This window comes from Pseudoalteromonas sp. S3431, assembly GCF_000690035.1.
Classification (GTDB): Bacteria; Pseudomonadota; Gammaproteobacteria; order Enterobacterales; family Alteromonadaceae; genus Pseudoalteromonas; species Pseudoalteromonas fuliginea.
Window position 1 is genome coordinate 42,706 of the sequence record NZ_JJNY01000053.1, and the last position, 15,006, is coordinate 57,711.

Annotated in this window: 10 protein-coding genes; 4 read left to right on the forward strand and 6 right to left on the reverse strand. The window is 40.0% G+C overall.

The window, feature by feature from the left end:
• Positions 1–3: 3 nt before the first annotated feature.
• Positions 4–3,807: a bifunctional proline dehydrogenase/L-glutamate gamma-semialdehyde dehydrogenase PutA gene (gene putA / locus DO88_RS05930; RefSeq protein ID WP_033028985.1), complete on the forward strand. Its 3,804-nt coding sequence runs from the start codon at positions 4–6 to the stop codon at positions 3,805–3,807.
• A gap of 113 nt (positions 3,808–3,920) precedes the next feature.
• Positions 3,921–5,114, forward strand: a complete 1,194-nt coding sequence (locus DO88_RS05925) for an HD-GYP domain-containing protein (protein WP_033040049.1) — start codon at positions 3,921–3,923, stop codon at positions 5,112–5,114.
• Positions 5,115–5,123: 9 nt separating this feature from the next.
• On the opposite strand, the gene DO88_RS05920 is transcribed toward DO88_RS05925, so the two are convergent.
• From DO88_RS05920 to DO88_RS05895, 6 genes are all read right to left on the reverse strand, one after another.
• Positions 5,124–6,161, reverse strand: a complete 1,038-nt coding sequence (locus DO88_RS05920) for a general secretion pathway protein GspB (protein ID WP_033040052.1) — start codon at positions 6,159–6,161, stop codon at positions 5,124–5,126.
• 11 nt (positions 6,162–6,172) lie between these two features.
• Positions 6,173–7,090 (reverse strand): ExeA family protein, encoded by a 918-nt coding sequence (locus DO88_RS05915; protein WP_033040054.1) that lies wholly within the window; start codon positions 7,088–7,090, stop codon positions 6,173–6,175.
• Positions 7,091–7,252: 162 nt separating this feature from the next.
• Positions 7,253–7,771 carry an Lcl C-terminal domain-containing protein gene (locus DO88_RS05910; RefSeq protein ID WP_033040055.1) on the reverse strand — a complete coding sequence of 173 codons (519 nt, stop codon included), beginning with the start codon at positions 7,769–7,771 and terminating at the stop codon, positions 7,253–7,255.
• 9 nt (positions 7,772–7,780) lie between these two features.
• Positions 7,781–9,421, reverse strand: a complete 1,641-nt coding sequence (locus DO88_RS05905) for an Lcl C-terminal domain-containing protein (protein WP_033040057.1) — start codon at positions 9,419–9,421, stop codon at positions 7,781–7,783.
• A gap of 68 nt (positions 9,422–9,489) precedes the next feature.
• Complete coding sequence (locus DO88_RS05900) at positions 9,490–9,822, reverse strand: hypothetical protein (RefSeq protein WP_007377553.1); 333 nt, start codon at positions 9,820–9,822, stop codon at positions 9,490–9,492.
• Between the two features lie 33 nt (positions 9,823–9,855).
• The gene (locus DO88_RS05895) at positions 9,856–10,560 is read right to left on the reverse strand and encodes a DUF2982 domain-containing protein (protein ID WP_033028982.1); all 705 of its coding nucleotides are present in this window, start codon (positions 10,558–10,560) and stop codon (positions 9,856–9,858) included.
• Between the two features lie 247 nt (positions 10,561–10,807).
• Between DO88_RS05895 and DO88_RS05890 the strand changes: the two genes are divergently transcribed.
• Positions 10,808–11,860 (forward strand): efflux RND transporter periplasmic adaptor subunit, encoded by a 1,053-nt coding sequence (locus DO88_RS05890; protein ID WP_007377555.1) that lies wholly within the window; start codon positions 10,808–10,810, stop codon positions 11,858–11,860.
• A gap of 3 nt (positions 11,861–11,863) precedes the next feature.
• On the forward strand, positions 11,864–14,962 hold the full coding sequence (locus tag DO88_RS05885; RefSeq protein WP_033040059.1) for an efflux RND transporter permease subunit: 3,099 nt from the start codon (positions 11,864–11,866) through the stop codon (positions 14,960–14,962).
• Positions 14,963–15,006 lie beyond the last annotated feature (44 nt).

Sequence of the window (15,006 nt, forward strand, 5' to 3'; positions counted from 1 at the left end):
CTTATGTTATTCAACGGCGATTTAACTACTAACTGTCCTATTAGACAGAAAATTCGTGACTTTTACCGCATAGACGAAAATGCGGTTATCGATCATATTTTACCGCTTGCAGAAGTGGGCGTAAAAGCACGAAGCCGTGCATGGGAAAGAGCCCGCCAGATTGTTTTAAACATTCGTAAAGAGCAAGATGGACAAGGCGGTGTTGACGCACTTTTAAATGAATTTTCACTCTCTAGTGAAGAAGGTGTTGTATTAATGTGTTTGGCCGAAGCTCTGCTTCGCGTACCAGACAAAGCAACTCAAGATGTACTTATTCGCGACAAATTGGCCAAAGGTGATTGGAGCTCTCATTTAGGAAGCAGCGATTCTTTATTTGTAAACGCGTCTTCTTGGGGATTATTAGTTACCGGTAAAATGGTTAACTACACAGACAAAACGAAAGAACAGCAGTTTGGTATGCTTAAAAAGACCATTGGTCGTTTAGGTGAGCCAGTTATTCGTAAATCTGTAAACTTTGCTATGAAAATTATGGGCAAGCAATTCGTTATGGGCCGTACCATTGACGAAGCAATTGAACGTGCTGCCGATACAGAGCAAAAAGGTTATGTGTATTCTTACGATATGCTAGGCGAAGGCGCGCGCACAATGAAAGATGCGAAGCGTTACTTTGACAGCTACATGAATGCTATACACTCAATTGGTAAAGCGGCTAATGGTCGTGGTCCAATTAAGAGCCCTGGCATTTCAGTTAAGCTTTCTGCTATTCATCCACGCTATGAGTTCACTCATAAAGACCGTGTGATGGAAGAAATAGTCCCTAAGTTAAAAGAACTTGCTCTTGCCGCTAAAAAATACGATATCGGCTTTACCGTTGATGCCGAAGAAGCTGACCGTTTAGATATTTCATTAGATGTAATTGAAGCGGTATTCAGTGATGAAGATCTTGGTGATTGGCAAGGGTTTGGTTTAGCGGTTCAAGCGTACCAGAAACGTGCTATTTTTGTAATTGAATGGCTAACCGAGCTTGCGACCCGCGTTGGTCGTAAAATGATGGTACGTTTAGTTAAGGGTGCTTATTGGGATACAGAGATTAAAACCACACAGCAAGATGGTTTAGATCACTACCCCGTATTTACACGTAAAGCCACAACCGATGTTTCCTACAAAGCATGTGCAATTAAAATGCTTGAAGCGCGCGATGTGCTTTATCCGCAATTTGCTACACATAACGCTTACACTGCTGCGACTATTTTAGAAGTAGCAAAAGGCGACAACACTGGTTTTGAATTCCAACGCTTGCACGGTATGGGTGAATCATTATTCGATCAAATCGTTAACGAAGAAAAAATTCAGTGCCGCGTATATGCCCCTGTTGGTCAACACGAAGATTTACTTGCTTACCTTGTTCGTCGTTTATTAGAAAATGGCGCTAACTCATCATTTGTAAATGCCATTGTAGATACATCTAAACCTGTTGAATCGCTATTACCAGATCCTGTAGAAACACTACAAGGCTTACGTAACAAGTATAATACGCAAATTAAAATGCCAATTAATTTATACGGTGAAGAACGTGCTAACTCTAAAGGCATGGATTTAACCGACATTAACGTTATTACCCCTTTCAAAGAGAATCTTGAAAGCTGGTTTAATGAGCATTTAATTGAGCAAAGCCAAGTACCTGAAGGCTCATTAGCCGTTAAAAATCCAGCGAATCATAAAGAAATCATCGGCCACGTTAAATTACAAACTGGCGAAGAGATGAAAGTATTACTGGCTAACGCAGAAGCAGCTTTTGAATCATGGTCGCAAACATCAGTAAAAGAACGTGCAAATTTACTGCGTCGCGTTGCTGATATTTTAGAGCGTCATCACGACGAACTAGTCGCTATCTGTATTAAAGAAGCGGGTAAAGTAGCACAAGACGGTATTGATGAAGTGCGTGAAGCGGTTGATTTTTGTCGTTACTACGCGGCGCGCGCTGAAGAGTTATCGCAAGATGAACGCTTTGAAGCCCGTGGCGTTATTTTATGTATCAGCCCGTGGAACTTCCCGCTTGCAATATTCTTAGGCCAAGTTGCTGCTGCCATTGTTACAGGTAACACAGTAATAGCAAAACCTGCTGAACAAACAAGCTTAATTGCCCTTCGTGCAATTGAACTAATGCTGTCTGTTGGCTTACCTGAACATGTTGTTCAACCGGTTATTGCTCGTGGTAGTGAAGTAGGTAAAACAATTGTTCCTGATGAACGCATTCAAGCAATTATGTTTACCGGCTCTACTGAAACAGGCACATTAATTTCTCAAACACTTGCTGCACGTAACGATATTCAAGTTCCGTTAATTGCAGAAACTGGTGGCCAAAACTGTATGATTGTTGACTCAACGGCGCTTCCTGAGCAAGTAGTTGACGATGTGATCAGCTCTGGTTTTCAAAGTGCTGGGCAACGTTGTTCGGCTCTTCGTGTTCTATTTATTCAAGAAGACGTAGCTGATGGCATCATCGATATGCTTAAAGGGGCTCTAGCTGAGTTACACATTGGCGATCCATCGTTACTATCAACTGATGTAGGCCCTGTAATTGATGAAAAAGCACTTAAAAACTTAAACGACCATGTTGAGTACTTAAAAGGTAATGCAACACTGCATTACGAGTGCAAAATTCCTGATAATACATTAAATGGTGCATTCTTTTTTGCGCCTCGTTTATATGAAATTAAGGACTTATCAGTACTTAAACGTGAAGTATTTGGCCCATGTGTTCATATTGTGCGTTTTAAATCGAGCGAACTTGATGATGTGATGGATCAAATTAACAACACAGGTTATGGCTTAACAATGGGTGTACATTCACGTATTGAAGAGCGCTGTGAATACCTTGCTAAAATGTCACGTGCGGGTAATGTTTACATTAACCGCAACATGATTGGTGCTATTGTTGGTGTGCAACCATTTGGTGGCCGTGGTTTATCAGGTACTGGCCCTAAAGCCGGTGGCCCTAACTACCTTCAACGTTTAGTAAAAGAAAAGGCATCACCAGATAACGTGCAAATGACAAACCTGACGCCAGATGAGCTTGATTTACACCACTACAGCGGTGCAAATGAACAAGTTAAAAAGCTAATGGCTAACTCAATGCGCGATGAAAAGATTTGGCGTGCAACACCGCTAAATGACCGTGTTTCGGCTGTACGTCAGTTGCTTGCTAAAATCGCGACGGTAGAAATTATCGACGATTTAGCAGACGATTTGGCATTAACACTATCAGAAGCTCGTGCACAGCTTAACCGCCTTGAAAAGCACATGCGTAAATTTACTACCCTGCCTGGGCCAACGGGTGAGTCTAATACACTTCATCTAGAAGCGCGTGGTTGTGTCGTGTGTTATGCAGATAAGAGCACATCATTTAACTTCTGGGCATTGTCTATCATTACCGCTATTGCCGCAGGTAATACGGTAATTACTGTAGCGTCTGAGCTGTTTTATGATGAAGCTGTTGCCTTTAAAGATAAATTTATCTCTACAGGTGTTGCTGAAGGTGTTTTCCAAGTAGCTAAACCTAATCAGTTACAAGCTATCTTGGCTCACCCTCATTTAGCAGGTGCAGTAGTTGCTGCTCGCTCGTCTCGCTTAGGCTACTTTAGCCAGCAGCTAGCACAGCGTAAAGGTGCTATTTTACCAGTAATTAGCTCTGAGTATTACGATACGTTAATCAAACGTCTTATTACTGAAAAAACAATCAGTATTGATACAACAGCATCAGGTGGTAACACATCACTAATGACGCTTGTTGAAGATGATGAGTAATTAGAAAACTAATTTCTTAATAGACACGAGAGGCACCTAATGGTGCCTTTTTACTATGTAAATAGCGTAAAGTTTGTTACTTTATAGTTAGTCAAACTATATAAGTTATTAAATTGAAAACCATTCTTATTTCACAATTACTTCCTGGTATGTTTGTACAACATGTTACTAAGCAAACAGGTCGCATTAAAGTTAAAAGCCAAGGCTGGGTTAAAACTCAAGCGGATATTGATAAGCTAAAAAAAGCAGGGATCTTAGAAGTAGAAATAGATCCTGATAAAACCCTTGTCAATACAGTTCCTGAAAAAGAGCCAGAAAGCACTTCTGCAGTAAAAATCAAACGAGACCCTTGGCAAAAAGCACACAGTGCAGGACAAGAAATGGGCAAAGCTAAAAAGCTTTATGACGAAGCTAAAACACTTCAACTCAAAGCATTTAAAGAAATAAAAGCTGGCCGAAAAATAGATATAGCCCCTTTTAGAGAGCTTGCAAGTGGCTTTATGGATTCAGTGTTTAGAAATCAAGATGCGTTAGCGTGCCTTACACAAATGCGTCAAAAAGATGCTTATTTACTTGAGCACTCTATTAATGTTTCTATTTTAATGAGTATTTTTGCTAAGCACTTAGAAATAGATAAAGAGATTATCGAACAATTAACAACAGGTGCTTTGTTACATGATATTGGTAAAATAAAAATACCTGACGAAATTCTCAATAAACCGGGTCGTTTTAGCGACGCTGAATTCGAAATAATGAAAAAACATTCCCTTTTTAGTAAAGAAATTTTAGAAGGGTCTGGCTTAAAAGGAATCGCTGTTGATATTGCTGGTATGCATCATGAGCGTTTGGATGGCAAAGGTTATCCGTTTGGTAAAAAAGGCAATGAAATAAGCCAGTATGTGCGCATGGCTTCAATTGTTGATGTTTATGATGCATTAACCGCTGAACGCGTTTATAAAGCTGGCATGGAACCTATTAAAGCATTTAAAATATTAAAAGAAGGCTGCCCCGATAGCTTTGACCCTGTGCTGCTTACTAAATTCATTCAATGCATTGGTATTCACCCGGTTGGGACTTTAGTAAGGTTATCAAGCCAAAAAGTCGGACTAGTGACTGAAAGCAACCCTGCATCGCCACTAAAACCGATAGTAAAAACATTTTACAGCGCTAAACACAGCCGTTATACGGAAGTACAAGATATAGATTTAGCCAATAAAAAGACTTTAGATACCCTTGAATCTACTGTTAAACCAAAAGAATATAATATTGATTTAGAACGTTTTTATAAAAATTCAATACTGCCATAGAGTGGTCGCTTATTGCGGCCAATCTTGCAATGCTTTTAAACTAAATTCGTAACCGTCAAAATCAAGGACGCTCTGCTCTGGTGTTATTTCTCTAACCGTTAGCGCACCAATACTCTCTCCTTCATGTAGCTCTCGTCCATTTAACTTTATCCAACGTTTATCAGCACTGGATGAATAAATATGCGCTTGGTATTTAATACTAGGCAACATTGATTGCAAACCATCAGGCAGTAGCTCCACAGGCTCAACACGTGATGACGTTTTTGATGCTTGAGTAACTTCATAATCTTGATTTTTTTCGACATCTTGTATCGCTTGCGCAAATGCATTTTTAAGTGTTGTAGGCACGGCATCAAGTTCAGGATCGCTCACTTGTTGAGATTGATTACTACCATTAATTGGCTTACCCAGTACTTTATATTTACTCATATCTAGTTGAGCCGATGCGGTATTTTGATTTTGCCCGAATACCGAAGTATTTTGTGCATTATTTGGATTGTAATTATTTTGTGGGTTAAACGCTGGCTGATTATAATTTTGAACCGGCATTACTTGTTGCATATTTTGCTGATTATAACCTGCTGCGCTCGTGACCTGGCTCGACGGCATAGGAATATACTGGCCATTTGGGGTTAATAACATTTGCTGTACACCATTGGGGGTTTGCACATGCACAAGTTGACCTTCAATTGTTGCAGTATTTGTTGGAGCTACTTTTGCAGGCTCTAACTTAGCTACTTGCTGCTTTTCAACTTCAGTATCTATTTTTTTAGCATCTTCTTTAGGTGCTGATTTTTCGCTTTCAACCACCTTAATTACAGCGGGTCCCGCTGCGTTTAATAAGGTAGAACTTTGAAACCACTTACCGACAGTAAAGCCACCAGCGACAGCAATAAAAGCACCTAAGCTTGTACCAAAAACTAATGCTAATCGCCTATAACGCTTGAGTGCTTGCTGCTGTTTTAACTGTTCTGATTGCAAGTCGTACTGCTCAGCACTCATATCTGATTGCTGCGACTGCTTTAGCGCATCTAATAAATAAGACATAACTTACCTAACTATAAAATAAATGAAAGCCCAATACCTACGGCAAATAAAGCAGCGAAAGCAAAGCTGTATGATACAAATGATGTTCCCTTGTTCGCTTCATTAACTGGCGCTACAAAATCCATTGGTAATGACTCATGTGCTGATTTTTTTATTATATCGCCATCAACTATCAACTGCTGCTTTGCAAATGTGCCCACTAAAGCACGTTCACACACCAAGTTCATTAGGCGCGGCACACCACCCGTTAATTGATGAACTGCTTGCATCGCATCCATCGAAAAAATCCCTTTATCGCACCCTGCAACGTGCAAACGATGCTTTATATAAGCCACGGTTTGGCCTTGCGTAAGCGGCAATAAATGGTAACGAGCTGTTATTCGCTGAGCAAGTTGTCTTAATTCATTGCGCTTTAAAAGCTCTTGGAGTTCAGGTTGGCCCACAAGCACTATTTGTAATAGCTTTTTATGATCGGTTTCTATATTTGTCAGCAAGCGCAATTGCTCAAGCACATTAGGAGCAAGTAACTGTGCCTCATCAATGATAAGTATGGTGTGACCACCCGATTTATTATTAGTCTCTAAATGCTTTTTTATAATATCGGTAAGGCTTTTAAGCGTCGAATTATTAGTATCGTAACTAATATTAAGCTCATCACAAATACTGGCTAATAACTCTAGCTCCGAAAGTGCTGGATTATGGATCATTGCGACTTGGGTATTTTCAGGCAATTGCTCAAGCATACTGCGAGTGATCGTGGTTTTTCCGGTGCCCACTTCGCCCGTTAATAATACAAAGCCGCCATCTTCACCCAATCCATAGGTAAGGTGCGCTAAGGCTTCTTTGTGCCGTTCACTTAAAAACAAGTAATGGGGGTTAGGCGAGATAGAAAAAGGTTTTTCGTTCAGGCCAAAATAGCTTAAATACACCGTGATGTTCCTTCATAATTAAATCACGGCCTATAATGGCAAAAAAAGCCCCTAAGTGACAACACTGTGAGTGCTTTATTATTGAAATAACGTAAATTTATGAAAAACAAAAAAGCGCAGCTGTTTTAAAGTTGCGCTTCATACCTTTAAATTTACACTTTTTTATTTTTCATAGCGCACTAATCGTAAATACACATTACTTGTTTTAGCATGCAAACTATTTAGGCCACTATCAAACTGATAGACCCATGCAGAGCTCATTGTGCTCACACCCGATGTATTTGACCAATAATTTTGAAGCTTAGTGCCAAAAAATACAGTTTCATTAATACTCGGCTCTGTGCAACTGTGCTCTAAAATACTCGCCAATTCTTTAATGTTAGGCATTTGCCAATCATCGTGATCTGCGGTTGTATCATTTTTAGCACCGCGTAGTGCCTCTTGCCAAGTGAGAGAAGGTGTTGAGCCTTCACAAAGTTGTGTCTCTGTATTGTAAGTCTGCCCATAACTACAGCGTTGCCACATAAGGCCAGTTTCGCTATCAGACACTGTGCCATCTGCATTTATAGTAAATCTATCTGTCGGTGTTGTGGTATCTGCACCGTCGTAGCACGTTTGCGCCGCTGCAATATTAAAGCTCAAACTTATAGTTGCTATTGCATAGAGTAATTTTAATTTCATTATTTTCTCCTAACGACTTCTAACTAAACGTACATAAGCAGTATTTTCTTTTGGATAAGCAAGATCGTTACCATCACTCATATCAATAATATACGCTTGCGATAAACTTGTACCATCAGCTGCTGTTTGTGAGGTCCAGTAACGTAAATGGCTTAATGCACTTTCACTTGGCATATTAGGGAAAAATGCCTCGTCAATTAATACACTTTGACCTTGTTTTCCGTAATCAATTAAACCTAAAAGCTCTGTATAACTAGGTAATCGCCAGTTCGTACCGCCACAAAAATCTAAGTCATTTACTTCGTTTATATAGCTTTGTACACCACAACTTGTATTATCAGGGCACGTACTATTCGCTGAACTTGTATCTGTAAAGGTCGTGTTGCCTACATCCCAAAAATAATGATTTTGACCATCACGTAACGAAGTATTTGGTACCGTGCCAGATGCCGCACTTTTCACCTCCCAAACCAACCCTGTTACGTTATCGCGAATACAACTAAAACTATTGCTGGTGTCAGACACTTCATCGGCAAATTCATTTAACTTCGTATAATCAAACGCTAAATTACCTTTACCTACTTTATCCAAACGATTTGCAAAGCTGTCGCGGCCAAGTTCTGCATCTTGCGCGGGAAAGTCATCGCTTTCACAATTAATACGCTGGGTATTGTTATAGCACTCACCCACACCACTATCATTTATAAGCCCGAGAGCTTTTGGCGATACATCTACAAATAAAGAATCTGTGTCTGTACGTCCTTTTGAGTCAGTTACCGTTACTTCAAAGCTCAATGTGGTCTCGGTGTCTACATCTGAGGCAAAAAATGTCGTTGTGCACTGATTACTATTGCTTAATGTTTCGGTATTACCGGTAAGTTGTTGCCATTTACATTGGTATGTATCGGTTACGGTTTCACTGCTAGTTGCATCAAGTGTTACCTGCTCAAACTCTTCAATATTTTGATCAGCACCCGCATTTGCATCCACTAATTCATTTGTTTTGTTGAGGGTCATTGAATATTGAGTGCTTGCCTCACCGCCTTCATCATCTATAACAGTTAACTGCCAAGATAAATTTACGTTACTTTCAAGCAATGGATGAGAAAAGCTGAGTGTTGACTCATTAAAGCTCGCAATATTTAACTCAGGCCCCGATAGCAATTGCCAAAAATAGCTATCAATTTGGCCATTTTCATCCGGATCGCTTGACTCAAGACCACTTAAAGTGACCGTGTCTTTGTATACAGAAGGAAGTGTTTCAGGCGATGTTTGTGTAACAGTAACAAGGGGAAGCTGGTTATTAGAACTAACTGAGATGGAAATGTCGTCACTAACGGCGCTAGTGCCGGAGCTTTGATAGCTCACTCTTAAAACTATTTCACTGTCAGTTTTTACATCTGGTGCGGTAAGCGTTTGTTCTGCTCCCTCTAACGGAAAGCCTTCTAAGCTTGGACCGCTTACTTGTTGCCAAGTAAAAGTTCCATCCGCAGGAGAACCCTGTGCTGTAATGGAAAAATCGGTTTTTTCAATAACTTGTAAATCGTTTCCAGCATTAACAGATGATTCTACATCGGCATCATCGCTGCCACCACCGCCTCCACATGCGCAAAGCAAAGCAATAAGAGGAATTAAAGCAAACGCTTTCATACAAAGCACCTTTTATGTCAAATAATTACTATAGTGTAATCATAAGCAATAAAGATGCCATTAAAGTGCTACATATAAGTATCTTGATGAATACGTACAAACAACTTAGTACCGATTTTACTGTAATCTACTTTGTATTCACGCCCATCTAAGGCTTGAATGAACAATAGCTGTTTTTCTTCACCAAACACGTCTGGGCTTCCAACATACACTATTTCTAAATAACGATCTTTTGCATCACGTCGATTTTTTGGCAACTCTTCTTTAAAAGGCTCTAGGCCATTTTGTGTTACTTTAATTCGCGGATGAATTTCAGAGTTAACAATCACTAAATCGTGTTTTTTATCTTTATGTATTATGGTATTTCGCCCACTTTTTAAAAAGGATCTGTCTTGACTCATTACTATTCCTACTACCGCACTAGAGTATTTACGTTATTTACTCTGCGTCGCTATAAACTGACTGGGGTTTTGCTTCCACTTATTTAAGTTAGCACTAAACGCCCAAATATCTCTATCTAATACACTGGCAGGTAACAATAAATCATAACCTGTTAACAGCTGAAGGTGCTTTGTTCTATTTGCAAACATAGCTATAAGCCCATTATAGCTTATTCCCCTTTGAGAGATATACTGTGTATCTTCTATTAACCATTCTGATGGGCAATGACCATTTTTGCAATGTTTTTGAACAGCTTGCATAAATAAATGTCGTTGTTCTATTAGCAGTTTCCCTGCAATTCTAGGTGATAAACTTGCTAAAAACTCATCAATATCATTTACTTTGATACCCACAGTATTTAACTCAATGTATTCAACCCCGTCCTCAACCTTAGGTATACCACTATACCTAAAATTACTTTGAAAAAGGTGCCATGCTCCATACTTATGCTGATATATAAGTTTAGATTCACTTAATACTAAACTATAGAAGGGTTCTTGGGTTTTTAAAAACCCAATAAAAATAGCACCGATACAAGCACTCACTAAAAAAACTTCAACAATACTTATTTTATCTGGACGTAATAAATTAAAACCCATAATAAGCACCAACCCAATGGCACCCACTATTAATATTTCGATGCCATTACGTGCGCCTTGTGCCCTGTATTTCACATGGTTTCTATCGTTTTTATCCATGCTGATAGAACACCATATAAAATATCAACATAATAATAGCCCATAAAATAACTTTGCGGGCAGTTATACAAGCCTTACAGGATGTTTTAAAATTCATATATTTACCACTTTATATGTAACAAAAGAGGGACACTGCATCAGGATCATTAACTTTTACGCTTAACGCACAAATTTATGAGACACATAACCGCCTTTCTCCGGTCTTATTTCGTACAATACTTACAATTAATTTTCAGGTATGAAAACGATGTACTCAAGACAATCAGGCAAAGCTCTTTTTCCATTTATTATTACGCTACTTTTGATATTTAGCGTTTACTTATATTTACCGTCAAGCCATGGTGAACAAGCCGACTTATCTAAAATGTCTACTCAGGTATCTGCGCATACGGTGACATCACAAGAAAACGCGGTAATGATAGAAGCCATTGGTAGTGCACGTGCTAACCAAGCTGTTTATATTAAAAGTGCCCAAAACGATTATGTCACAGATATTTACTTTAAAGACGGTGACTTAGTTAGTAAAGGCCAAAAATTAGTGCAACTACAAAGTAAGCAAGAACAACTTGCAGTTAAAGAGCTTGGCATTAATTTACAAGAAGAGAAACGTCAACTCAACCGCTTAACCGAACTCTCACGCTCTCAATCAACTGCAAAGTCATTGTTAGAAGAGCAGCTATCTCGCGTTGATGCAACAGAGGCGCAACTAGAAAGCGCTAAAACTAAGTTAAATGAAATGACTATTACAGCCCCTTTTTCTGGCCTGCTAGGTAAACGTGAAATATCAGTCGGTGCATACGTAAACAACGCTACAATAATCACCACACTTGATGATATTAGTATTATTAAAGTTGATTTTAAAGTGCCTGAAAAATATTTAGCACAATTAAACATGGGCATGAAAGTACTTACCCAAAACGATGCCTACCCAGGGCAGACATTTAACGGCAAGGTAACGCATATTAGCTCACGTATTGATTCGGTAACACGCAGTGTTGAAGTAACAGCAAGCTTTGCGAATAAATCAGGATTACTTCGCCCTGGTATGTTACTAAATACAGCACTTGAGCTAAGCAGCAACCAAGCTTTAATGGTGCCAGAAAAAGCGGTTATCCCTTTACAAGACAAACACTTTGTTTTTCAAATTCAAGACGGAGTAGCCAATAAAGTTGAAGTACATGTTGCAAGCAGAAATAATGGCTGGGTTGCTATCGACGAAGGTTTAACTGATGGTCAGCAAATTGTTACTGAAGGGCTAATAAAAATTCGCTCTGGAAGTAAAGTAAGCGTAAAGGGGTAATACGTGAAAATTACTGATACTAGCGTTAAACGCCCCGTTTTTGCCATTGTAATTAATTTACTACTTCTCACTTTTGGGATAGTTGCGTTTACGATGTTACCGCTTCGTGAATACCCTGATATTGAAACACCGATTGTAAATATCAGCACTGAATACACTGGTGCTTCTGCCGAAATTATAGAAACCAAAATAACGCAAATAATAGAAAACCGTATTTCGGGTATTGAAGGTATTAAAAGTATTAACTCATCAAGTCGTAATGGGCGTTCAAACATTACCATTGAGTTTGATATTAACCGCGATATAGATGCCGCATCTAACGATGTACGTGAACGTGTAGCACGTGCACTTGATAGCTTGCCTGATCAGGTACGCCCACCAGAAGTGTCTAAATCAAATAGTGATGAAAGCCCAATCGCCTGGTTTGTATTAAACAGCGAAACAATGGACTCGTTACAGCTCTCTGATTACGCGCAGCGTTTCATTGTTGACCGTTTAGCCGTTGTAGATGGTGTATCTAACGTGCGTATTGGTGGTGAGCGCCAATACGCCATGAAAATTTGGTTAAACCGCCAAGCAATGGCTGCACGCGGTATTACCTCAAGCGATATTGAAAATACACTGCGTACAGAAAACGTTGAATTACCCGCCGGCGAAATAGAATCAATAGATCGCGACTTTACCGTGCGTACCGCACGTAGTTATAAAGATCAGCGCGATTTTAAAAACCTTGTTATTAAACGAGGTGAAGAAGGCTATTTAGTGCGTTTAGGTGAAGTTGCCGACGTACAATTAGAAGCTGCCGATGACGAAAGCTTATTTCGTGGTAACGGGCGCAACATGATTGGCCTAGGTATTGTAAAACAAGCTAAAGCAAACACACTTACCGTAGTAGATAACGCGCGCAGAGAGCTTGAAAAAATCAAACGAAACTTGCCTGAAGGCACCACAATTCAAGACAGCTACGATTCATCAGTATTTATTAAAGAATCAATTAGTGAAGTTTACAGCACACTTGCCATCTCTATGGGTTTAGTCGTACTCGTTATATTTTTGTTTTTAGGCAATATACGAGCAACGCTTATCCCTGCGGTCACCGTACCGGTCGCACTTGTTGGTAGCTTTATGTTTTTGTTGGCAATGGGCTACTCAATTAACTTACTCACTTTACTTGCCTTAGTACTGGCCATTGGTTTAGTAGTAGATGATGCCATTGTAATGCTTGAAAATATTCACCGTCGTATTGAACTGGGTGAGCCGCCGTTACTAGCTGCATTTAGAGGCGCGCGTGAAGTAGGTTTTGCCATAGTAGCAACCACGCTTGTACTAATATCGGTGTTTGTGCCATTAGTATTTGTGGATGGCCGTATAGGTGCATTATTTACTGAGTTTGCTATGGCGGTAAGTGCTGCCGTATTTTTCTCAAGTGTTACAGCACTGACTCTCGCACCAGCCTTGTGCTCTAAAGTACTTAAAGTATCAGACAAACCAAATAAATTTAGTCAATGGATGGACCGCCAGTTTACTAAAATTGAAGTAAGTTACCGTAATTCACTCTCCACCAACATAACCCGTAAATGGGGTTTAACGGTGAGCTTATTATTAGCTGGCTTTGTTAGTTACTCGTTGTTTTTACAAGTTCCTTCTGAGCTAACGCCAAAAGAAGATCGTGGCACATTCTTTATCATGATGAGCGGCCCTGAGGGCGCAAGTTACGAAAATAACGCCGCTAATATGGCTAAAATTGAAGAGCGCTTAATGCCTTATTCGCAAGCGGGTGAGCTAAGCCGTGTACTTATCCGAGTGCCTGGCTGGGGTGGCAGCGGCGGTGTTGCAATTGTTGGCATGGCCGATTGGGATAAACGCAAACGCTCAACGTGGGAAGTAATGGATGAAATAAGCGGTAAAATGCAAGAAGTTACCGATGTACGTGCGTTTGCCATTATGCGCCGTGGTATCGGCGGTGGTGGCTCATCTCGCCCAATTGAGTTTGTATTGCAAGGTAATGATTATGCGCAACTAGCCGATTGGCGTGACCGTATAATTAAGCGTGCTGAACAAAACCCAGGTTTAGTAAGAATCGATCATGATTATAAAGAAACCTTTCCGCAGTTTTTAGTCAGCATAGATAAAAACAAGGCCGCTGATTTAGGTGTTTCTGTATCTGATGTAGGCCGTACACTTGAAACAATGCTTGGCCAGCGCCGTGTTACAACCTTTATTGACCGTGGTGAAGAATACGATGTAATTTTAAAAGGGACTAAAGAAGACTTTACTAACCCTACTGACATTTCAAATATATACCTTAAATCACGAAGCGGTGAACTAGTTCCACTTGATAGCCTTATAAGCTTAAAAGAAGAAGCAACCGCATCGCGCTTAAACCGTTACAACCGTATGCGTGCAATTACCTTAAGCGCCAACTTAGCCGACGGTTATACACTTGAACAAGCGCTTAACTTTTTAAACGAAGTAGCCGCGCAAGAAAACGATATAGATGGCGCCGTAGATTACAAAGGCGAGTCGCAGCTTTATTACGAAGGCGCATCAGCGATGACCTACGTATTTATACTTGCACTCACCGTTACCTTTTTAGTACTGGCAGCGCAGTTTGAAAGCTTTATGCATCCGTTCGTCATTATGCTTACCGTACCACTTGGTTTAATGGGCGCTATGTTCGGACTTTGGGCTACAGGACTTACTTTAAATATTTACAGCCAAATAGGTATTGTCATGCTCATAGGGCTAAGTGCTAAAAACGGTATTTTGATTGTAGAATTTACTAACCAACTGCGCGATAAAGGCGTTGAATTTAGTGAAGCTATTTTGCAAGCAGCAACTCAGCGTTTGCGCCCTATTATTATGACCTCGCTGACTACGGTTATGAGTTCGGTACCTTTAGTACTTGCTTCAGGTCCGGGCGCTGAAAGCCGTATGGTTATAGGTGTGGTCGTGTTTACTGGGGTTATTGTATCGACCCTACTAACTCTTTTTGTTGTACCTGCTGCATATTATGCACTTGCACGTAACACTCAATCACCTGAGTTTTTACAGCAGAAATTAGACAAACAAGCCGCTGAAAAACCTTTCGAAGAGATCTAGCCTCTTAATTGCGCCGTAACCTTGTTGTTGCGGCGCATACAATT